The sequence below is a fragment of the Bacillus sp. NPDC060175 genome, from assembly GCF_042728695.1.
Classification (GTDB): Bacteria; Bacillota; Bacilli; order Bacillales; family Bacillaceae_G; genus Bacillus_A.
This window is the reverse complement of record NZ_JBHWYR010000006.1, coordinates 89,444-110,862: the sequence shown is the minus strand read 5'-3', so window position 1 is coordinate 110,862 and position 21,419 is coordinate 89,444. Positions and strand designations below refer to the sequence as shown.

Below are 21,419 nucleotides of genomic sequence, written 5' to 3'. Positions count from 1 at the left end.
AAATGGTTCAATTAAATGGCAAAGTAGCAATCGTAACAGGTGGGGCAAAAGGAATTGGAAAAGCAATTACAGTAGCATTAGCAGAAGAGGGAGCAAAAGTAGTTATTAACTATAACAGCAGTAAAGAAGCAGCTGAAAACTTAGTAAATGAATTAGGAAAAGAAGGACATGATGTTTATGCAGTTCAAGCGGATGTTTCTAAAGTAGAAGATGCAAACAGACTTGTAGAAGAAGCTGTGAATCATTTTGGTAAAGTTGACATTCTTGTTAATAATGCTGGTATTACAAGAGATCGTACATTCAAAAAGTTAAATCGTGAAGATTGGGAGCGCGTAATTGACGTGAACTTAAGCAGTGTATTTAATACAACAAGCGCGGTACTTCCATACATATCGGAAGCAGAAGAAGGAAGAATCATTAGTATTTCTTCTATTATTGGCCAAGCTGGTGGATTTGGACAAACAAATTATTCAGCAGCAAAAGCAGGTATGTTAGGATTTACAAAATCATTAGCGTTAGAACTTGCAAGAACAAATGTAACTGTAAACGCAATTTGCCCAGGATTTATTGATACTGAAATGGTAGCAGAAGTACCAGAAGAAGTGCGTCAAAAAATCGTTGCGAAAATCCCGAAAAAACGTTTTGGTCAAGCTGATGAAATTGCAAAAGGTGTAGTATATCTATGCCGTGACGGTGCGTATATCACAGGTCAGCAATTAAACATTAACGGCGGATTATACATGTAATGAAGGAAGAAAAAAGTGCATATCCATAGCAGGAATGCACTTCTTTTTTTAGAAAGAAATTGACCAAAAAGGAGATAGAAAAAATGACTACATTCGTAACGGAATGGGAAAAGCAATTGGAGTTGTACCCAGAAGAATATCGTAAAGCATATCGCCGTGTGAAAAGAGCGAGCGAAATTTTATTACGCGAACCAGAACCACAAGTTGGTTTAACACCGAAAGAGGTTATTTGGACGAAGAATAAAACGAAGCTTTATCGTTACATTCCAAAACAAGAAAAAACACAGAGAGTTCCAATCTTATTAATATACGCTCTTATTAATAAACCGTATATTATGGATTTAACTCCAGGTAATAGTTTAGTGGAATATTTAGTAGATCGTGGTTTTGATGTGTATATGCTTGATTGGGGCACATTTGGTTTAGAAGATAGTCATTTGAAATTTGATGATTTCGTGTTCGATTATATTGCAAAAGCAGTGAAAAAAGTAATGAGAACTGCAAAATCGGACGAGATTTCTTTACTTGGTTATTGCATGGGTGGCACGTTAACATCTATTTATGCAGCGCTTCATCCGGACATGCCAATTCGTAACTTGATTTTTATGACAAGTCCTTTTGATTTCTCTGAAACAGGATTATACGGTCCTTTATTAGATGAGAAATATTTCAATTTAGATAAAGCGGTTGATACATTCGGAAATATTCCGCCAGAAATGATTGATTTCGGAAATAAGATGTTAAAACCAATTACAAACTTTGTCGGCCCATATGTTGCTTTAGTCGATCGTTCAGAAAATGAGCGCTTCGTCGAAAGTTGGAAATTAGTTCAAAAGTGGGTAGGCGATGGTATTCCGTTCCCAGGTGAATCTTATAGACAATGGATTCGTGATTTTTATCAAAATAATAAATTAGTGAAGGGTGAACTCGTTATTCGCGGACAAAAGGTAGACCTTGCAAATATTAAGGCGAATGTCTTAAATATTTCTGCGAAACGTGATCACATTGCTCTGCCATGTCAAGTAGAAGCTTTACTGGATCATATTTCTAGCACAGATAAACAGTATGTATGTTTGCCGACAGGACATATGTCTATCGTGTATGGTGGAACGGCTGTAAAGCAAACATATCCGACGGTTGGGAATTGGCTTGAAGAGCGTTCTAATTAAAGAGAAGAAATCCAACTAGCGTATGTTAGTTGGATTTTTTTATGGGAAATGACGAAACATAGGAAGGAGAAAAATACATTGTAGGAGTATAATTATGAAGCTTATGACTGGTAAGTTGTTTTGGAATGCTGGGGTTTCTGTACCTTGTTATCCAACGTTAGAAAATGATATGATATGTGATGTGCTAGTAATTGGAAGTGGAGAAGCAGGTGCTCATATAGCGTATTCGTTAGCTAGAATTGGAATGCGTGTTATGCTCATTGAAAAAAGAGCAGTTGCATGTGGTAGCACAGCTGCAAATACAGGATTATTACAATTTGTTCATGATAAATCGTTGACCTCTCTTATTCATACATTTGGTGAAGAGAAAGGGGTACGAGCATATAGACTTTGTTATGAAGCGCTGCAAACAATGGAGACGGTTGTGCCAACTCTCGATATTGATCCCCATTTTATTCCGCGAAATAGTTTGTATTATGCAAGTAGAGATGAGGATATTTCATTTTTACAGGAAGAATATAATACGTTACGCCATTATGGATTTCCGGTTGAATATTTTACAGAGTCTGATATTAAGAAACGTTATTCATTTGCAAAACAAGCAGCGTTATATACAAGCGGTGATGCAGAGGTGAATCCGTATTTATTAGCGCATAGTCTTTTGCATAAAGCGAAACAAATGGGCGCTACTATATATGAACATACAGAGGCATTACATATTAAACAAATCCAAAATGATTTAATTTGTTACACGAATACAGGAAATAAAATCGTGGCAAAAAATATTATTATGGCGACAGGCTATGAAGCAATTTTTGGAAAGAAAGAAAAAAATACAACAGTAGAAACGTCTTATGCAGTTGTGACAAATAAGATAGATCATTTTGAAGGCTGGCATGAGCAATCATTAATTTGGGAAACAGCACGTCCGTATTTGTATTATCGAACGTATCAAAATCGTATTATTATAGGCGGATTAGATGAGGCGCTGAAAATTCAAAAAATCGGCGACACGAAATTATTGCATAAGCGTGATCTCCTTATTAACATTGTAAAAGAAATGTTCCCGCAGTATAAAAATATACAGGCAGAATACTATTGGGCAGCAGCATTTGGTGGCAGTCATGACGGTCTTCCTATTTTGAAAGAAGATAAAAAAATACATAATTTATATTACGCACTGCCGTATGGGGGAAATGGAACTGTATACGGAATGGTATTTGCAAAACTATTTCAGCAGTTATTTACAAATGAAGAAAGTAATGATTTTTCTTTATTTAATCGATAGAAAAAAGGTAGCGAAGTGATGGAATGAGAGATATAAAAAAGTTTTTACAAAAGTTACGCCCCGTGCAACTTATCGTTGTATTTTATTTACTAGCGGTAGTTGTATCGGTAATTTTACTTAGTTTACCATTTGTTACGAAGCCTGGCGTGAAATGGACATTTATAGATGCGCTGTTTACATCTGTTAGTGCTGTAAGCGTTACAGGACTGTCTGTTGTTACTATTTCAGATACGTTTACAACAGCAGGAATTATTGTTTTAGCCCTGATTTTACAATTAGGCGGATTAGGAATTATGGCACTTGGCACATTCGTTTGGATTATAACGGGTAAAAAGATTGGTTTGCAGCGAAGAAGGTTAATTATGGCAGACCATAACCAAGGAAATTTATCGGGTCTTGTAGAATTGATGCGTTCTATTTTAATTGTAATTATTTCGATAGAACTCATTGGAGCAATACTGTTAGGTACAAGATTTTTACTATATTTCCCGACTTGGCAAGAAGCTTATTTTCACGGTTTCTTTGCCGCTGTGAGTGCAACAACGAACGGAGGATTTGATTTAACAGGACAATCACTTATTCCGTACAAAAAAGATTATATTGTTCAAATGATTCATATGTTGCTTATTATTTTAGGAGCTATTGGTTTCCCGGTGTTAATGGAAGTAAAGCAATTCCTTAGTAAAAGGCAACAACAACTATTTCGCTTTTCATTATTTACAAAATTGACGACAATGACATTTTTTGCACTCGTTATTGTCGGAACAATTATGATTTTTCTATTAGAACGAAATCATTTTTTAGTAGGAAAGTCATGGCATGAAACTGTATTTTATACATTATTCCAATCTGTGACGACGCGAAGTGGTGGACTCGCTACAATGGATATACGTGAATTATCACAACCAACGCTTTTATTTATGAGTATATTAATGTTCATTGGAGCATCTCCAAGTTCAGTTGGGGGCGGGATACGTACAACAACATTTGCTGTTAGTATATTATCGCTATATACATTTGCAAGGGGCGGGAGAACAGTCCGTGTTTTCAAACGTCAGCTACATGAAGAGGACGTGTTGAAAGCATCTGTCGTTATGACAATGGGGATTTTATTATGTGCATCAGCGCTATTCATTTTATCCATTACGGAAAATGTACCGTTTATGAGCTTGATCGTTGAAGTTTGTTCTGCTTTCGGGACGACTGGACTATCAACAGGTATTACTCCAGAGTTAACAACTGTTGGTAAACTTGTACTCATTGTACTTATGTTTATCGGACGCGTCGGTATTTTAACATTTATATTAGCTAGTGGTGGAAGAGAACAACCACCTCGCTATAAATATCCGAAAGAGAGAATTATTATTGGATAGTATGAAACCATTCTACCTACGTTAGGTAGAATGGTTTTTTTAATCGTTAATTCCAAATTGAGGGTGCATAAAAGCATCATTTTTGTTATCAACTTCGTTTTTTAGTAGTTCTTGATTTTCTTCTGAAATCCATCCGATATCATTTGTAGGATGAATCCATTCTTCTCCAGCCATAATGGCAGGATCTATTTCATCACTCCAATTATTAAGGGGACTGTTCGTGGAATCATATTTACTGTCTCCGATTACAACGTCGTATTCATTAATAAAAGGTTGTTGCATTTGCTTTCCTGTGCCTTTAAATGATGGGAAATTCATTTGATGCGGGAGCGTCTCGTCTAAAATTGGCGATTGGATCGTTTCTTTTTTTTTCAAAGTAATCGCTCCTTTTTGTAATGGCTTGTTCGTATGTAGTATTTCCATCTATAAGCTCTTCTGTACTTGTTAACACTTCCCAGTAATAATTACTGTAAGTTGTTTCAAACTAGAATAGAAAGTTATTCCGTGAGAGCAGGTGAGTATGTTGGTAAAAAGAAAAGTAAAACAAAATGCAGCAATTAATAATAATAAAACTCCGAAAGAAAGCTTACCAGATGCAGAATTTGCATTAGAGTATGAAGGAGAAAATAGTGCGAAGTACGCAAATCGTAATTCAAAAAAAGGTAAACAAAAATGAGGCGTTTTTTACAAACGCCTCATTTTTTTGTGGGATTATAAAGGTTTTTTTAATTATTTGTAAATTTCACGTTAGATATTAGCAGAAAAATGCGAAAAAACATAGAAGTAGCAACGTATTACACAAAAACAAACAACAAACAAAAGATTAATGTTGGTTTAATACTGCTTTTACACTAGTTGTTTATATTTGAGTTGTACATAAGATTTGTAAAAGGAGAGAGAGACAGTGAAAAAAACAATCTTTAAGGCTGTAGCAACTGGAATGGTATTTTCGTTATTAATGGGGTGTGGTGCAAAGAAAGAAGAAAGTGCTGGAGCAAAAGTGAAAGATGATAAATTATCTGGATCATTAACTATTTACACAGCGATTGAAGAAGAGCTTGTACCGATTTATCTTGATTCTTTTAAACAGAAGTACCCAGACGTGAAGTTGAACATTGTTCGTGATTCAACTGGAGTTATTACAGCGAAATTACTAGCTGAAGGAAAAAATACACAAGCAGATGTTGTATGGGGAACTGCAGCGTCTAGTCTATTAGCTTTAGATAAAAAAGATATGTTAAAAGGATACTCTCCAAAAGGAGCAAATCGTGTTCTTCCGCAATTTAAAGATGATAAGCAACCAGAAAAATGGGTAGGTAATACGGCATTTATGACGGGGATTGCTGTAAATAAAGAAGAATTAAAGAAGAAAAATTTACCGATGCCAGAATCATATGAAGATTTAACGAAACCAGAATATAAAGGAACGCTAGTTATGCCGCATCCAGCTTCTTCTGGAACAGGATTTTTAACAGTTTCTGCATGGCTACAAATTATGGGAGAAGATAAGGGCTGGGATTACATGAAGAAACTTCATGATAATATGGCAACTTATACTCATTCAGGTTCAAAACCAGCGAAATTAGCAGGAGCGGGTGAATATCCAGTTGGTGTGTCAATGGTTTATAGTGCTTTGAAAGAGAAACAAAAAGGTGCACCAGTTGAAGTTGTACTGCCGAAAGAAGGATTAGGTTGGGAAGTAGAAGCGAATGCACTTATTAAAAAAGATAATGCAAAAAATGATAAATTAGCACAAGCATTTTTAGATTGGGCAATTACAGATGATGTAATGAAGTTATACTTCGAGAAAAATGGATTTGCGACAATTAAAAATGATTATAAACTTCCAGATGGATTCCCTAAAGATGTGACAGAAAAGTTATATAAAAAGAATGACTTTAAATGGGCAGCAGAAAATCGCGACAAAATTTTAGAAAAATGGGAAAAAGAGTTTGGCCAAAAAGCAGAACCGAAAAAGTAAGTGAGTGGGAGAGAGAAAAATGAGCGAATATTTATCAATTCAACACATTCAAAAACAGTTTGATGCATTTACAGCGTTAAAAGATATTTCTTTTACTGTGAAAAAAAATGAGTTTGTTTGTTTATTAGGCCCAAGTGGTTGTGGGAAAACGACGTTGCTCAGAATTTTAGCAGGGCTAGAAGAGGCAACAACAGGTAGTATTGCTGTGAATGGAAAAGATATTACAGCATTACCACCTGGAAAGAGGAACTTCGGAATGGTTTTTCAATCGTATGCATTATTTCCGAATTTAACTGCACTTGAAAACATTGAATACGGCTTAAAGACAAAAAAATATGGAAAAGCAGAAGTAAAAGAGAAAGCGCTATCGGCGTTAGAACTTGTTGATTTGATGAATGTAAAAGATAAATATCCTGCTCAAATGTCTGGTGGACAACAGCAGCGAGTAGCACTTGCACGTGCGCTCGCTCTGTCTCCCGATATTTTGTTACTTGATGAGCCGTTATCTGCTTTAGATGCAAAAGTGCGTGAAAAATTGCGTAGAGAAATGCGTGATTTGCAAGAAAAAGTGGGAGTAACAACTATTATGGTAACGCATGATCAAGAAGAGGCATTAACGATGGCTGATAAAATTGTTGTAATGAATCATGCGGAAATTATGCAGATTGGGACACCAGAGGAGATTTATCAAAGACCAGCCAATCCGTTTGTGGCAGATTTTATTGGTTCTATTAATTTCTTTTCGAAAAATAACGAAGAACATGCAATTCGTCCTGAACATGTAACAGTTGTACAAAATAATGGTATTAAAACAGTTGTAGAAAGCATGGAATTTCGCGGGTCTGTATATCGGACGGAAGTGCGGGTCATAGAAGAGAAAACACACCTTTATAACGAGAAAATTGTAGTGGATATATTGGCATCAGAAGTAGAGGCGACTGCAATTAGAAAAGGAAAGTCAATTCAAATCTCTTTCTCAGAAAATCATATGTTGTCATATGGAAAGAAGGTCATTGTATAGATGGAGATGTTAGAAAACTTTAAGGTGGAAAGTACGAAAAAAAAGATTAAGAGACGTATCGGTAAAGAAGAGTGGATACAAAGACTATTAATTATTGGTATGCTTCTTTCATTTTTTATCATGCTTGTATTGCCTTTATTACAACTGTTTACACAAGCCTTTTATGATAAAGACGGAGCTTTCGTTGGTGTTGCGAATTTCAGTAAATATTTCACAACACCAACGCTAGTTCAATCATTACAAAATACGGTATGGATTTCGGGCGCTACAACAATTATTTCAGTTACACTCGCTTTCGCTTATGCATATGCAATTGCTCGTACAAATGTTTTTGGAAAGCGCGTATTTCAATACATAGCATTATTGCCATTATTTGCACCGACGATGATGCATGGTATTGCGCTTACATATTTATTTGGTAATCAAGGGTTAATAACAAAAGGGATGTTCGGTTTATTTGAAGGAATACAAATACCGTTATATGGACCAGTAGGAATTGTAATAGCTGAAGTTATGTATACATTTCCACAAGCATTCCTTATTTTATTAATTGCTTTTCAAGGTTCTGATTATCGTTTATATGAAGCTTCTAATATGTTAGGTGCAAGTAAAGTGAAACAGTTTCTTACGGTTACTTTACCTAGTGTGAAATATGGATTAATTAGCGCGATGTTCGTTGTATTTACACTTAGCTTTACTGATTTTGGGGCACCGAAAATTGTTGGAGGACAATATAACGTACTTGCTACTGACGTATATAAGCAAGTAATTGGACAGCAAAATATGTCCATGGGCGCAACTGTTGGAATGATTTTATTAATCCCAGCTATTTTCGCATTTGCAGTTGATCGTATTACGCAAAGGAAACAGGCGAATCTCTTATCTTCAAAAGCAGTACCATACAGAATAATAAATAATAAGAAAAGAGATGTTATTTCATTCGTATATTGTAGCGTAATAACGCTTATGATCAGTCTTTTATTTGTGGCAGTTGGTATTGCTGCAAGTGTGAAAGTTTGGCCCTACAATATGAGTTTTACACTTGAACATTTTAATTTTTCAAGTTTGACAGGAGACGGACTTGAAGCATTTAAAAATAGTGTAATTGTCTCAGTCGTTACGGCAGTTATCGGGGCGATTTTAACATTTGTGTTTGCTTATGCGATTGAAAAAATAGAACAGCTACATTTTTTCAGGAAAGTAGGTTACTTTTTCTCTATTGTACCGTTAGCGATTCCTGGATTAGTACTTGGATTAGGATATGTCTTTTTCTTCAGTCAACCAACAATTCAAATTCTAGGACTTTCAGTAACAAATCCGTTTCATTCCTTATATGGGACAATTGCTGTTTTAGTATTAGTAAATATCATTCATTTTTACTCTGTAACGTTTGTTACCGCAACGACTGCTTTAAAGAAACTGGACCGAGAGTTTGAACTTGTTTCACAGTCGATGAGTGTACCATTCTATAAAACTTTCTTTCGAGTAACAGTACCGATGTGTTTACCAGCTATTTTAGAAATGGTTATGTACTATTTCGTAAATTCAATGGTAACTGTATCGGCAGTAGTGTTCTTATACGCGGCTGATTTTAAACTAGCTGCTGTATCAATTGTAAATATGGATGATGCAGGAAATGTAGCACCAGCAGCTGCAATGAGTGTACTTATTGTTGTTACAAATATTGTAGTGAGAGTTGTATATGAATGGGGAACGAAAGCACTTCGTAACCGAACTTCACAATGGCAAAAAAGATAAGTAAGAAGGGTGATGGATAGAATGAAAATTGAAGCAGTTATTTTTGATTGGGCAGGTACGACAGTTGATTACGGATGTTTTGCACCATTAGAAGTATTCATGAAGATTTTTCATAAACGCGGTGTTGAAATTACAGCAGAAGAAGCACGTAAGCCAATGGGATTATTAAAAATAGATCATGTAAGGGCACTAACAGAAATGCCTCGTATTGCAAATGAGTGGAAGCATGTCTTCGGACAATTACCAACAGAAGCAGACATTAATGAGATGTATGAAGAATTTGAAGAAATTCTCTTTGCTATTTTACCGTACTATGCCACGCCAATTGATGGAGTAAAAGAAGTGGTTGTTTCACTACGTGAAAGAGACATTAAAATTGGATCAACAACTGGTTATACGAGAGAAATGATGGACATTGTTGCAAAAGAAGCAGAGATACAAGGGTATAAACCTGATTTTCTTGTGACGCCAAATGATGTTCCAGCAGGCCGTCCGTATCCGTGGATGTGCTATAAAAATGCGATGGAATTAGGTGTATATCCAATGAATCATATGATAAAAGTTGGAGACACCGTATCAGATATGAAAGAGGGCAGAAATGCTGGAATGTGGACAGTTGGTGTAATCCTCGGTAGTAGTGAGCTCGGTTTAACGGAAGAGGAAGTTGAGAATATGGATCCGTTAGAGCTTCGTGAAAAAATAGAAGTAGTTCGTAATCGTTTCGTTGAAAATGGGGCTCATTTTACAATTGAAACGATGCAGGAGCTCGAAAACGTAATTGAACATATCGAGAAACAAGAACTTATTATTTCATAAAGGAGGCATAGGGTCATGAATGAAAATCATTATTTATTATTAACGCCAGGACCATTAACGACAACAAAAACTGTAAAAGAAGTTATGTTATACGATTGGTGTACGTGGGATGTTGAATATAACACGATGGTGCAAGATGTAAGAAATAGGCTTGTATCGTTAGCGACAAAGGAAGAAGAAAAGTACACAACAGTTTTAATGCAGGGAAGCGGTACGTTTTCGGTTGAAGCAGTAATTGGTTCTGTTATTCCTAGAAACGGAAAACTGCTAGTTTGTACAAATGGTGCGTACGGTAAGCGGATTGTACAAATGGCAGAGATGTTACATATAGATGTGGTGGTCAGTCAAACAGAAGAGTGGGAGCCTACTAATATTGCAGAAGTAGAACAGTTATTGCAACAAGATAAAGAGATTACGCATATTGTAGTTGTTCATTGTGAAACAACTACAGGTATTATTAATCCAATTGTAGATGTATGTAAATTGGGAAAACAATACGGAAAAATTACACTGGTTGATGCGATGAGTAGTTTCGGTGGTATTGAAATAGATATCGCTGAGTTGCAAATTGACTTTCTAATTAGTAGTGCGAATAAATGTATTCAAGGTGTTCCCGGATTCGGTTTTGTCATCGCAAATCGTGATGAATTATTGAAATGCAAAGGGCAAGCTCGTTCTTTATCATTAGATTTATATGATCAGTGGGAAACGATGGAAGAGCAAAATGGGAAATGGCGCTTTACCTCACCAACCCATATTGTACGTGCCTTCTATCAGGCATTGCTTGAATTAGAAGAAGAAGGCGGGGTAAGAGCCCGTTACAATCGCTATTATAACAATCAAAAACTATTAGTTAATAGAATGAAAGAAATTGGTTTTCGAGCGTTAGTAGATGAAAAATATCAATCTTCTATTATTACATCTTTCATTTATCCTGGTGAAGGATTTGAATTTCAGCAATTATATAACGAATTAAAGCAGTATGGATTTGTTATTTATCCTGGTAAAATTTCGAAAGTAGATACGTTCCGCATTGGAAATATCGGTGATGTACATGAAGAAGATATTAATCGCTTAGTTGATAGTATTGCTAAAGGGGTTGTTATAGGGTGAAAGTATTTTGCTTAGGTGGAGCAGGTAAAATTTGTCGTGAAGCAATTTTAGATTTAGTTCAATTTTCATCTTTTGAGACGATTACGGTAGCCGATTTTAATGAAGAGGAAGGCCGAAAAGTAGTAGAGTGGTTAAACGATCCTCGTGTTGATTTTGTGAAAGTCGACGTGACAAACTATGAAGATACCGTTGCAAAAATGAAGGGCTATGACATTGTAATGGATGGCACGACGATAAAGTTAAATGGCTTGTCTACTCGCTGTATCGCAGATGCCGGCTGTCACGGTGTGAACTTAAATGGATTTGGTGAAGAAAATAAATCCCATTCTATATTTGTTCAAAACGGAAAAACATGTTTACCTGGGTTTGGTATGACGCCAGGTGTAACGCAAATGATGGCTATGCATGCAGTAAATCAGCTAGATACTGTAGAGTCAGTTCGAGTAAGCCATGGCTCATATCGTCCGATTGCTTTTTCTGCATCAATTACAGAAACAACGACATATGAATATGATCCACATTTACCATCGCGTACAGTGTATGAAGATGGTGAATTTAAGCAAGTACCTCCGTTTGCGCGTCCAAGAGAAATTGAATTACCAGCGCCTTACGGAAAAACAATGCAGTATATCATCCCACATTCAGAAACGATTACGTTAGCGAAGGCACTGGAGGATAAAGGTGTTGGGCTGATAGAAACGAGAGGTACTTGGCCAGAGCAAAATATGCAGCTCGTTCGTGCTTTATATGATTATGGTATATTGCGTAATGATCAAATTGAAATAAACGGTAAAGAAATTGGTATTATGGATTGTATTTCGAAGTATCTATTAAAATCGAAAGAAGGGGAAGCAACAGAGCTTTATGGTTATGCACTTCATGTAGAAGTAGTAGGTATGAAAAATAATCAAAAACAGCGACATGTATTACACCATACACATCCGCTATCTGACGGTTCTGTAGTAGGTTGGGAGAAATTAAGAGCCTATACAAGAAATGTTGGTATCCCATTTGGAATCGCTACAGAGTTAATTGCAAAAGGAGTAGTTGATAAATTCGGTGTTATTACTCCTGAAGAAGCTTTCGAAAATCCACAAATTATTTTTGACGAACTAGAAAAGCGCGGTATTTATATTCATGAAGAGATTTTCATTGAAAAAGAAAATTATAACTTTGTATAAGTAAGGCAGTTTATGAGGTAGATATAAATGGGGTGAGGCTATGTCTGTAGTAGGTGAAGAAAGAAAGAGGACAATTCTTGAAAAGGTAGAGTTTAAAGGGAAAGTAAAAGTTTCAGAATTAGCGAGAGAGTTCGCAGTATCAACAGAGACGATTCGTCGGTATTTAGAAGAATTAGATCGTGAAAAAAAATTGAAGAAAGTGTATGGTGGAGCCGTTCAACTTCCGGGAGCTGGGATAGAGGCACCGATGTTAGAACGAGAGATGCTGCATATAGAAGAGAAGAAAAGAATTGGGTATAAAGCAGCAACGTTTGTGGAAGATGGAGATGTTATTGCGATTGATGATGGAAGTACACCACTTCAAATGGTGCCATATCTTGTTCATCGTAAAAATTTAACGATTGTTACGAGCTCTTTTCCAGTAGCGACACAATTAATATCTTCTATTAATAAAAAGATGTTTCACGGTGAGGTTTTATTTATTGGTGGAAAAGTATCTCCAAAACATTCACGTGTGTCGGGGTCTATTTCGCAGCAAGTGATTCATCAATTTCATTTTCATAAAGCATTCGTTTCGATTGATGGATTGTTACCTAGCTTTGGGGTTTCTAGCTTTGAATTAGAAAAAGCGAAACTGTCAGAAGCGATGATTAAATTATCAGAGAAAACGTATATTTTATGTGATCATACAAAGGTAGGCGTAAAAGGGAACTACCGAATAGCAGGATTTTCTCGTATTCAACATGTTATTTGTGATAAGAAAATGCCATATAGTTTTGAAGAAGAAGTTAAAAAGCATAATATTCAATGGACAGTTTGCTAGTAAGCGGCGGGAGGTTCCATCTCTCGTTAATTATTAGCAAGGACTAGCCACTCAAGCTTTTATGGATAGTTGGACTTACTTAACAAAATTTTGATATGCTCTCGAATAGTGAGAGAAAAGATTTGCATTCGTGCAAAAAAGTGGACACATTTTCTCATTTCCTTCATATAATTTACCAATAGAAAAAAAGTTGGCTGGAGGAAAGAGGGGACGGGAATGTCGGAACGGGTATATAATAAGCTTGTATTGTACGCGAATGTTTTGCAAAAACTCGGTGTTATTAATGAAAAAGAAAAAAGTGAAATCCTTCATACGATAGGTAAAAAAGCCCTTTGAATAAAGGGTTTTTTTTATTTTTTATCGTCGGAAATATAATTTTAATGTAATATTCTCGTTGACAACGATAATGATATTCATTATCGTTTAATTGTAGGCAATTGATAAAAGTTATCAATTGCTAAAAATTATATAAGACAAGGGGATATTATTTTGAAAAAAAGTTATATTAAGGCGCTAGTAGTAGCAACGACATTAGCTATTCCATTTGCTGCATACTCTACTCCAGCATTAGCAGCAATAAAAATTGAAGCAAACCAGTCGGTAGCAGCAGCTAGTGATCGCACATACGATACTGAGATTAAAATATATAAGGATCAAAAAGATGAGCCATCTATGGTTTCTCAGTACATAAAAAATCCTAAAGTAGCGATTGAAGACGGGAAAAAAATTGTTACTGCAACAGTACAAGATAGCGATTATTTTCAATATCTTAGAATAGAAGATAGAAACCAACCAGGTGTATTTCATGATGTGAAAGTTTTGTCAGAAGATAAGAGGAAAAATGGGACGAAAGTAGTTCAATTTGAAATTGGTGAATTTGAGAAGAAACATAATATGCAAATGCATATACTTATTCCGGCTATTGGATATGATCACAAATATCAAGTTCAATTTGAAATTAAAGATCCAACTTTAGGCGACAAAGAAACAGAGAAACCAGATGATAACTCTAATTCAGGCAATACGGAAACGGATACTCCAGTTGATAGTCAAAACATGATAACAGATAAGAAACTAAGAGAACTTGTTAATAAAAAAGTATTTAATAGAAAAGATTTAAATACACCAATTACGAAAGAAGAGTTATTACAAGTAAATGACTTGTTTTTAAATACGAATGAGATTCTTGAGTATAATGCATTAAAATATATGCCAAATTTAAAATCTTTAACAGTTGCAAATGCGAAGATAAAAGATCCGTCGTTCTTTACGAGCTTAAAGCAATTGAAACATTTGGCTTTACGCGCTAATGAAATTGTAGATGTAACACCACTTGTTAAGATGGATAATTTAGATTCTCTTGATTTAAGTAATAATAAAATTACGAACGTTGCACCATTAACGGAAATGAAAAATGTAACAAGTTTATATTTAGCAGGAAATCAAATTGAAGATATAACAGAATTAGCGAAAATGGAACAACTAGATTACTTGAATTTAGCAAATAATAAAATTACGAATGTTGCTCCGTTAAGTAAGTTAAAAAATGTAACATACTTATCTTTAGCAGGAAATCAAATTGAAGATATTACACCGCTTTATACGTTACCGTTAAAAGATTTAGTACTAACGCGTAATAAAGTTAAACATTTATCAGGAATTGATCAATTGAATCAATTACAAGAGTTATGGATTGGGAAAAATGAAATAAAAGATGTTACTCCTCTAAGTAAGATGACACAGTTGAAAGTTTTAAACTTACCTAACAATGAGTTAAAGGATATTACTCCATTATCAAGTCTAGTAAACTTACAAAAACTTGATTTAGAAGCAAATTATATTTCAGACTTAACACCAGTTAGCAATTTGAAAAAGTTAGTATTTCTAAGTTTTGTTGCAAATGAAATCCGCGATGTTCGACCAGTTATAGAACTAAGTAAAACAGCTTATATCAATGTTCAAAATCAAAAAGTATTTTTAGAGGAAACAGAAGTAAATAAGGAAGTAAGAGTACCTATATACGAAAAAGATGGTGAAATCTCTACAAAAATTCGTCTGAAGAGTGATGACGGCACGTATAGTAACGGTGTAGTTAAATGGAGTACACCGGGTGAGAAAGTATATGAATTTGGAGTGAAAGATCCATTTGCGGATACAGGAATTTTCTTCACTGGTTCTGTTATTCAAAATGTTGTAAATGAAAAAGTAGCTGAAGAAGTAATTGAATTTAAAGATGTGCCAAAGGGTCATTGGTCAGAAGAAGCAATTAACTATTTAGCGAAAGAAAAGTTATTTATAGGCTATGGAAATGGGCAATTTGGATTTGGTGACAACATTACTCGCGGGCAAGTAGCACTTCTAATACAAAGGTATTTAAAATTAGACACTGATTTAGAACAAAAAACGATGTTTACAGATACGAAAGGAAATATGTATGAAAAGGCTATTGGTGCAGTGGTACAAGCTGGAATTATGACAGGATACGGTAATGATAAGTTCCGTCCAGATGGAGTATTAACTCGTTATGAAATGTCAGTGGTATTACAAAGAGTATTCCAGTTAAAGGAAAATAAAAATAGTGTAGAGAGCTTTAAAGATGTGCCATCTGGTCATTGGGCGGAAGGATATGTGAAAGCTTTAGTGGATAATAAAGTATCAAAAGGTAACGGCAAAGGTGATTTTTTAGGTGATGATTTCGTAACACGTGAACAATACGCACAATTTTTATATAACGCAATAATTAAATAATAAATGGGGAAAATACGTTATTCTTTCATTAGAAGAATAACGTATTTTTTATTGTAAAATTAAGTAGGACATAGACAGCGGTATTGGCATGTGAGCAGCCTATTCTTACGAGGAGCGTTGAAACCATATTGACAAAAAGGTATTCTCGTGTGATAATTCAATTAAATTTTTAGAATAATCAAAAAACATTCCTTTTACATAGAAAGGATTTTAACATTATATTAATATTACGCCGGGGGTGACGAAATGTTATTTTTTCTGAAGAAATGGAACGAATTAAAAGATGTGAAAGCAGAATTGGCACTTCGCGATTGGTTTTATGGTACAAAAATTAGTTTATCGATGTGTACGTCAAAAGAGCCATTAACATTTTTAGTGAATGTAGAGGGAAGAGATAAAGGGGTATTTTCTGAAGAAGATTTTATTGTCGTAAATTGCATGTGTGAGCCAGTATTTGAAAACGAAGAAAAACCAGCTACAGAGTCATTTATGCATGCGGATATTTATAAAAAAAGTAGTGCAGAATGTATTTTACAAGTGCAAACTGTAGATAGTCATTTAATGTCAGAGCTATATGGGAAAGAAGGAGAAGTAACATTCGAAAAACGCAGTGTGGAACGTGTTTTTGGAAAAGAAGGTATTACAGAAATGACAATTCCAATTGTAGAAGATGAAAAAAAATTCGCTGATTTATTAGAAAGTAATGTTCCGAATTTTATTGAAGGTGGCGGAGTAGTACTTGTTCATAATTACGGAATGATCGTGTGGGGGAAAACCCCAGAAGAAGCGAAAAAATGGTTGGAAGGTATAGAGTATTTAATGAACTATCACGTAAAGCTTTTAATGATAAAAGGGGCAAAAAGTTCTGTTATATAAGGATGTATTCACAGATATTATCATTCTATAAAAATGAAAGCGTTTTAAAAATAAATTTCACTCATAAAATATAGGTCTCCTTATTATATATAGATTACATGTTGACATGTAAGGAGGAACATATTTTGCGAGTTAAATATCATTTTCTGCCAAAACAGCAGGTGACATTTTGCAAAACGAATGATTCTGGTGAAAAGGCGTTACAAATTATGAATGAAACGGGATTCCGCGCAATCCCTGTATTAGCAGAAAATGAGAAGGAATTCACGGGGATTATTTATAAAGTAGATCTTTTAGAAAAGAAGTGTAATAGCAGATTAGAGGATGTAAGTACAGAAGATGTACTGGAAAATCCAAATTCGTTTATTTTTGAAAAGGATTCTTTTTTTAGAGCTTTTTACGTTATTCGTCGTCTCCCGTTTTTAGCGGTTTTAAATGAGTATAATGAATTTGTCGGCATTTTAACACATTCTAATGTATTTGATGTTATTGAGGATTCGTTCGGTATGCGGACGGGTGGTTATATATTAACAATTGCAACACAAGATTGTAAGGGAACAATTAAAGAGCTTGGGACATTATTAAAAGCATATAATATCGGTGGACTGTTTACGCTTGATAACGGTGATCAATATATTCGCCGTGTTATCGTAAATATATCGGATGAGTTAAATGAAAAAAAATTAAAGCAATTAATTGAAAAGATAGAGAAAAAGGGATTTAGGGTGAGTCATGTAGATTATATCTAAGTTAAACAAGGTACCTATCTGCTATATGTAGATAGGTACCTTGTTTAGTGTGAGAAATGAATCTTATTTTGAAACAGAAGGTGGAGACAATGCTAAATCAGATAAAAAAATAAAGTCTGCATGCTCACGAATTTTAGGAATAGAAGTTTCTATAACACGTGATGTAATTTCGCCTGGAGCCCCAACGTGTCCGATAGCTACCATAATGGGTTTGTCTTGGATTTTTTTTATGAGTAATTGTGCTTGTTTTGAAATGTGACTTACCGTATATACATCATCAAAAAATAATTGGTTTTCAATAATAGGCACGCCTAATTCTTTCCCGATTTTTGGGACAACACTATTAGGGTTTGTTTTACTATCTAAATAAAATAAACCGTGTTTTTTACAGGCAGAAAGTATAAGACGTACAATCCTTTCATCAGCGGTTACTTTTGATCCCATATGATTGTTCATACCTATTGCATGAGGTATTTCTTGAATTGCTTGTTCGAGTCGGTTGTTTATTTCTTCATCGCTTAAATCTGTTGTAATCGCTTTTGGTCCAAGCCACTCTTTTTTTCCTCTAATTGGTTCCATTGGCATATGTATAATAACTTCATGCCCTTTTTTATGGGCAGCTATTGCATCTTGTTTAGTAGAAGGAAGAAATGGCATAACAGCAACAGTGAGTGGAATAGGAAGTGATAACATCTTATCTGTGCCTTTCATATTATTGCCGAAATCATCGATGACAATAGCAACCTTATTCGTATGAGCATTTGCTTGAATAGGAAATAGGAAGAAGGGTATGAACAAGGTGAAGACGAGAAATGTAATAGTATATTTACGCATATAAATATTTCCTTTCTATTTTATTCCGCTATTTGCGGGCAGTAAGACTCCCACCTCAAAATTCGGCTGGAGCAAAGAAGTTAGGTGGGGGATCCACTGCTCGTAAACGCCCGATTGGTGAGGACTAATAATCAGTGGGGATGAACAAAACCTCTACTGATTAAAGTTTCACTTTATCAATCATCATTATGTTTTGCGTTTTTATATAAATTAAACAAAAAATGTCGAAGAAAAGTATATGGAAAATAGAGAATCCGCAGTTTACTTGGTATTTGCTAAAAAAGAAGATGAAAAAAATGTCTATTATTGCGAATGTATTTACAAAGATAGAATAATTTGTAATAATTCTCAAAGTGAGGGTAAAGATTTGTAAATTACAGGGGGAAAATGTTAAATTTTCTGATTCTTCAAATTCAAATAGGATTAAGTGTTTAAAGGGCTAAACTAGAAGAGACGTTGAGAGTATCGAAGAAAAATAAGGGGGATATGGATGTTTACTGTAAAAAGGAAGTACACATTAGAAAAGCTTTCGCATGATATTCATATGAAACGTGAAGAAATGATTCATTTAGGATTAACAAGTGGGTTAAATAGTATGGAGACAATTCAAGTTAGTCAAGAATTGGACAAGCTTATCGTACAGTATCAGCGTTACAAAGAAAAACAAACACCAAAATGGTTTTCAATTATAAAGGTTCCTATTTTTCAAATTGGGTATGAAGGGAAATCGAACAATTTTTGGAGAATGTTTGTGGCTGGTTTTATGAAATAAGTATAATTACCCTTTTAGGATAAGGATAATTATACTATGTGTAATGGAATCTCTATATGAACTGTCGTTCCTTTGTTTTCTTTACTATCAATAAATATATGCCCATTGTACATCTCTACAATTCGTTTACATATAACAAGCCCAAGACCTGTTCCAGTATCTTTATTAGTAAAGAACGGATGAAAGAGGTGTTTTTGAATATGTTTTGGAATCCCTTTTCCAGTATCAATAATTTGCAATTGTGCGTGTTTTTCGTTGTTTGTTACTACAATGGTTAATGTATCACCAGAAGCCATAGCTTCAATTGCATTTTTTGTAATGTTTAAAACCACTTGTTTCATATGGTCTTTTGAGCAACGTATATGAACAGGGTGGTCTGGCAAATGTAAATGGAATATAATATTATGCAAATTCGCCTCAGATTGAATAATTACTGCTACCTCATTAAGAATCGTTCTTACATCATATGTTTGTTCAATGATGGCAGTTGGCTTTCCAAGAATAAGAAATTCGCTTACAATCTCATTAATACGTTCAATTTCTTGTTCAATTACTGAAAAGTAGAACTGATCCTGTTCATTTTTATATTTCTCTTTTAACAGTGCAACGAGTCCTTTAATTCCAGTAAGGGGATTACGGATTTCGTGAGCTGTACTAGCCGCAAAAGTTCCAACCAATTCAATCTTCTGTAGTTCATTTTGTTGTCTTTCTAGTTTTGTTTGCCGTTTTAATAACATATATTGAGCAAGTAAAAATAAAATAGACATTAAAAATAAAGTAGCTATACATTCTATTGAAACTAACTGGTATAAGGTTTGTTGATGAATAGGTAATGGAGAAACAGAGACCTTCCAGTTTAATCTTTGGAGTGGGGTAGTAAGCATGTTAGAATGCTCATCACTTGATTCATTATTATCATCGGTTAGAAAAACTACATTATGTTTATCAGTCACTTCGAAATGATATTGTGGTTTAATAGCATTTAAAGAGGATGAAATGTAGTCAAAGCGTAAACTAGCTAACAATAACCCAGAGAGTTCCTTTTGTTTATTAAATATTGGCGAAGCAATCATAATAGCTTGATGCCCAAGAACGCGATCTGTAATAACTGATGATACAGTTGTTTTCTTAGATTGTAATGCATCTTGAATGTACTGGCGGTCAGAGACATCAACATGCGTTGATTCACCTTCAGATGCGATTGTAATCATCCCATCTGTCGTAGCGTAATATAGACCGGAAAAACGTTCATCATTTCCATCGGTATCATGTACAATCTGTTTAATCCCATTGATGTTCCCAGTTTCGGTCCCTACGACTTTTGCGAGCATTTCTAAGGCAGATATAGCTTCACCAAGGTGATGGTCTAAATAGTCTCTATATAAAAAGAGAACAGTATGAGCAGATAGTTTGTTTGCCTGTTTCATTTGATAAGTGTGATACGAAAAAAATGTGGCACCAATCCCTATCGTTGGCAGTATAACAAGCAGTATGTAAAAAACTATACTTTGTAATTTGACTTTCAAATTTGGTACTCCTTCTTTTTTTATTATCATTATATATAAACTATGTTAAAATTGTCATGTTTTTATTCAAGAATCATTTGCATTATATTAGGGAGAGGAAAAGGGATGAGTGAATATTCATTCGGAAATTGTAATGAAGTACTACATTGCTTTTCTTTTTGTTGCGGAGAATTTAAGTGAAGGGTTGAAATGGTATGACATCAAATAATGAGCGAGAAGACATTTCTCAATCTTTAAAAGTATTTATTGCATTATCCCGTGTACATCGTTCTGTTATGGATACTACAAATAAATCCATACAAAGTAACGGATTAAATCCAACTGAGTTTGCTGTATTAGAATTACTATATCATAAAGGAGGCCAACCACTTCAGCAAATCGGTGAGCGTATTTTAATAGCAAGTGGCAGCATTACATACGTTGTAGATAAGCTAGAGAAAAAAGGGCTTGTAAAACGAATTCCATGCCCAAATGATAGGCGTGTTATTTATGCGCAATTAACGGAGTCTGGAGAGAGCTTTATTGCTTCTATTTTTCCAGGTCATGAGCAAGTTATACATCAGTCTTTTGAAATGTTAACGAAGGATGAGAAGGATGAATTACTTGATCTATTAAAAAAAATTGGAAAGTATGAAAAATGATGAT

Annotated in this window: 20 protein-coding genes; 17 read left to right on the top strand and 3 right to left on the bottom strand. The window is 34.7% G+C overall.

What is annotated here, in order from left to right; translation table 11 throughout:
* Window positions 1-2: 2 nt before the first annotated feature.
* From ACFWDE_RS05515 to ACFWDE_RS05500, 4 genes are all read left to right on the top strand, one after another.
* Entirely contained in the window at window positions 3-746 is a 744-nt protein-coding gene (locus ACFWDE_RS05515; RefSeq protein WP_000250406.1) for an acetoacetyl-CoA reductase, read from the top strand.
* An 83-nt stretch (window positions 747-829) separates the two neighbouring features.
* On the top strand, window positions 830-1,915 hold the full coding sequence (gene phaC, locus ACFWDE_RS05510) for a class III poly(R)-hydroxyalkanoic acid synthase subunit PhaC (protein ID WP_002170962.1): 1,086 nt from the start codon (window positions 830-832) through the stop codon (window positions 1,913-1,915).
* 94 nt (window positions 1,916-2,009) lie between these two features.
* Entirely contained in the window at window positions 2,010-3,203 is a 1,194-nt protein-coding gene (locus tag ACFWDE_RS05505; protein ID WP_377890622.1) for an NAD(P)/FAD-dependent oxidoreductase, read from the top strand.
* Window positions 3,204-3,226: 23 nt separating this feature from the next.
* Window positions 3,227-4,576, top strand: a complete 1,350-nt coding sequence (locus ACFWDE_RS05500; RefSeq protein WP_377890620.1) for a TrkH family potassium uptake protein — start codon at window positions 3,227-3,229, stop codon at window positions 4,574-4,576.
* Between the two features lie 39 nt (window positions 4,577-4,615).
* Here ACFWDE_RS05500 and ACFWDE_RS05495 read toward each other — a convergent pair whose 3' ends face one another.
* Entirely contained in the window at window positions 4,616-4,999 is a 384-nt protein-coding gene (locus tag ACFWDE_RS05495) for a DUF3905 domain-containing protein (protein ID WP_377890618.1), read from the bottom strand.
* Between the two features lie 97 nt (window positions 5,000-5,096).
* Here ACFWDE_RS05495 and ACFWDE_RS05490 point away from each other — a divergent pair, with 97 nt between their 5' ends.
* The 11 genes from ACFWDE_RS05490 to cbpA all read left to right on the top strand — a co-directional run bounded on the left by ACFWDE_RS05490 (window position 5,097) and on the right by cbpA (window position 17,642).
* On the top strand, window positions 5,097-5,252 hold the full coding sequence (locus ACFWDE_RS05490) for a hypothetical protein (RefSeq protein ID WP_002011566.1): 156 nt from the start codon (window positions 5,097-5,099) through the stop codon (window positions 5,250-5,252).
* A gap of 228 nt (window positions 5,253-5,480) precedes the next feature.
* Complete coding sequence (locus ACFWDE_RS05485) at window positions 5,481-6,557, top strand: putative 2-aminoethylphosphonate ABC transporter substrate-binding protein (protein ID WP_016104247.1); 1,077 nt, start codon at window positions 5,481-5,483, stop codon at window positions 6,555-6,557.
* Window positions 6,558-6,576: 19 nt separating this feature from the next.
* Window positions 6,577-7,578 carry a putative 2-aminoethylphosphonate ABC transporter ATP-binding protein gene (locus tag ACFWDE_RS05480; RefSeq protein WP_002149646.1) on the top strand — a complete coding sequence of 334 codons (1,002 nt, stop codon included), beginning with the start codon at window positions 6,577-6,579 and terminating at the stop codon, window positions 7,576-7,578.
* A complete protein-coding gene (locus tag ACFWDE_RS05475) occupies window positions 7,579-9,336 on the top strand; it encodes a putative 2-aminoethylphosphonate ABC transporter permease subunit (RefSeq protein WP_377890615.1) in 1,758 nt (585 codons plus the stop codon).
* A gap of 21 nt (window positions 9,337-9,357) precedes the next feature.
* The gene (gene phnX / locus ACFWDE_RS05470; protein WP_377890613.1) at window positions 9,358-10,152 is read left to right on the top strand and encodes a phosphonoacetaldehyde hydrolase; all 795 of its coding nucleotides are present in this window, start codon (window positions 9,358-9,360) and stop codon (window positions 10,150-10,152) included.
* A gap of 15 nt (window positions 10,153-10,167) precedes the next feature.
* The gene (phnW, locus tag ACFWDE_RS05465; RefSeq protein WP_377890611.1) at window positions 10,168-11,265 is read left to right on the top strand and encodes a 2-aminoethylphosphonate--pyruvate transaminase; all 1,098 of its coding nucleotides are present in this window, start codon (window positions 10,168-10,170) and stop codon (window positions 11,263-11,265) included.
* Window positions 11,262-12,446: a saccharopine dehydrogenase family protein gene (locus ACFWDE_RS05460; protein WP_377890609.1), complete on the top strand. Its 1,185-nt coding sequence runs from the start codon at window positions 11,262-11,264 to the stop codon at window positions 12,444-12,446. Before phnW ends, ACFWDE_RS05460 begins: the two co-directional genes overlap by 4 nt.
* Window positions 12,447-12,486: 40 nt before the next feature.
* Entirely contained in the window at window positions 12,487-13,269 is a 783-nt protein-coding gene (locus tag ACFWDE_RS05455) for a DeoR/GlpR family DNA-binding transcription regulator (RefSeq protein ID WP_377890607.1), read from the top strand.
* Between the two features lie 489 nt (window positions 13,270-13,758).
* Complete coding sequence (locus tag ACFWDE_RS05450) at window positions 13,759-16,017, top strand: NEAT domain-containing leucine-rich repeat protein (protein ID WP_377890605.1); 2,259 nt, start codon at window positions 13,759-13,761, stop codon at window positions 16,015-16,017.
* A 246-nt stretch (window positions 16,018-16,263) separates the two neighbouring features.
* Window positions 16,264-16,893, top strand: a complete 630-nt coding sequence (locus tag ACFWDE_RS05445; RefSeq protein WP_377890603.1) for a class II aldolase/adducin family protein — start codon at window positions 16,264-16,266, stop codon at window positions 16,891-16,893.
* 125 nt (window positions 16,894-17,018) lie between these two features.
* Window positions 17,019-17,642, top strand: coding sequence for a cyclic di-AMP binding protein CbpA (gene cbpA / locus ACFWDE_RS05440; RefSeq protein ID WP_002140932.1), 624 nt, complete (start codon window positions 17,019-17,021; stop codon window positions 17,640-17,642).
* A 63-nt stretch (window positions 17,643-17,705) separates the two neighbouring features.
* Here the strand turns inward: cbpA and ACFWDE_RS05435 are convergent, their stop codons facing one another.
* Window positions 17,706-18,476 carry a divergent polysaccharide deacetylase family protein gene (locus tag ACFWDE_RS05435; RefSeq protein ID WP_002158732.1) on the bottom strand — a complete coding sequence of 257 codons (771 nt, stop codon included), beginning with the start codon at window positions 18,474-18,476 and terminating at the stop codon, window positions 17,706-17,708.
* Window positions 18,477-18,966: 490 nt separating this feature from the next.
* On the opposite strand from ACFWDE_RS05435, the gene ACFWDE_RS05430 reads away from it, so the two are divergent.
* On the top strand, window positions 18,967-19,248 hold the full coding sequence (locus ACFWDE_RS05430) for an aspartyl-phosphate phosphatase Spo0E family protein (RefSeq protein WP_002011543.1): 282 nt from the start codon (window positions 18,967-18,969) through the stop codon (window positions 19,246-19,248).
* A gap of 29 nt (window positions 19,249-19,277) precedes the next feature.
* Here ACFWDE_RS05430 and ACFWDE_RS05425 read toward each other — a convergent pair whose 3' ends face one another.
* Window positions 19,278-20,774, bottom strand: a complete 1,497-nt coding sequence (locus ACFWDE_RS05425; protein WP_002149626.1) for a DUF3149 domain-containing protein — start codon at window positions 20,772-20,774, stop codon at window positions 19,278-19,280.
* A gap of 194 nt (window positions 20,775-20,968) precedes the next feature.
* Between ACFWDE_RS05425 and ACFWDE_RS05420 the strand changes: the two genes are divergently transcribed.
* Window positions 20,969-21,415: a MarR family winged helix-turn-helix transcriptional regulator gene (locus ACFWDE_RS05420; protein ID WP_000203343.1), complete on the top strand. Its 447-nt coding sequence runs from the start codon at window positions 20,969-20,971 to the stop codon at window positions 21,413-21,415.
* Window positions 21,416-21,419 lie beyond the last annotated feature (4 nt).

Bases quoted from the DNA above. Each gene is read 5' to 3' on its own strand.
- phnX (WP_377890613.1), top strand. From the start codon at position 9,358: ATGAAAATTGAAGCAGTTATTTTTGATTGGGCAGGTACGACAGTTGAT.
- ACFWDE_RS05490 (WP_002011566.1), top strand. From the start codon at position 5,097: ATGTTGGTAAAAAGAAAAGTAAAACAAAATGCAGCAATTAATAATAAT.
- ACFWDE_RS05500 (WP_377890620.1), top strand. From the start codon at position 3,227: ATGAGAGATATAAAAAAGTTTTTACAAAAGTTACGCCCCGTGCAACTT.
- ACFWDE_RS05495 (WP_377890618.1), bottom strand. From the start codon at position 4,999: ATGGAAATACTACATACGAACAAGCCATTACAAAAAGGAGCGATTACT.
- phaC (WP_002170962.1), top strand. From the start codon at position 830: ATGACTACATTCGTAACGGAATGGGAAAAGCAATTGGAGTTGTACCCA.
- ACFWDE_RS05435 (WP_002158732.1), bottom strand. From the start codon at position 18,476: ATGCGTAAATATACTATTACATTTCTCGTCTTCACCTTGTTCATACCC.
- ACFWDE_RS05475 (WP_377890615.1), top strand. From the start codon at position 7,579: ATGGAGATGTTAGAAAACTTTAAGGTGGAAAGTACGAAAAAAAAGATT.
- ACFWDE_RS05480 (WP_002149646.1), top strand. From the start codon at position 6,577: ATGAGCGAATATTTATCAATTCAACACATTCAAAAACAGTTTGATGCA.
- ACFWDE_RS05445 (WP_377890603.1), top strand. From the start codon at position 16,264: ATGTTATTTTTTCTGAAGAAATGGAACGAATTAAAAGATGTGAAAGCA.
- ACFWDE_RS05505 (WP_377890622.1), top strand. From the start codon at position 2,010: ATGAAGCTTATGACTGGTAAGTTGTTTTGGAATGCTGGGGTTTCTGTA.
- phnW (WP_377890611.1), top strand. From the start codon at position 10,168: ATGAATGAAAATCATTATTTATTATTAACGCCAGGACCATTAACGACA.
- ACFWDE_RS05515 (WP_000250406.1), top strand. From the start codon at position 3: ATGGTTCAATTAAATGGCAAAGTAGCAATCGTAACAGGTGGGGCAAAA.
- ACFWDE_RS05420 (WP_000203343.1), top strand. From the start codon at position 20,969: ATGACATCAAATAATGAGCGAGAAGACATTTCTCAATCTTTAAAAGTA.
- ACFWDE_RS05455 (WP_377890607.1), top strand. From the start codon at position 12,487: ATGTCTGTAGTAGGTGAAGAAAGAAAGAGGACAATTCTTGAAAAGGTA.
- ACFWDE_RS05430 (WP_002011543.1), top strand. From the start codon at position 18,967: ATGTTTACTGTAAAAAGGAAGTACACATTAGAAAAGCTTTCGCATGAT.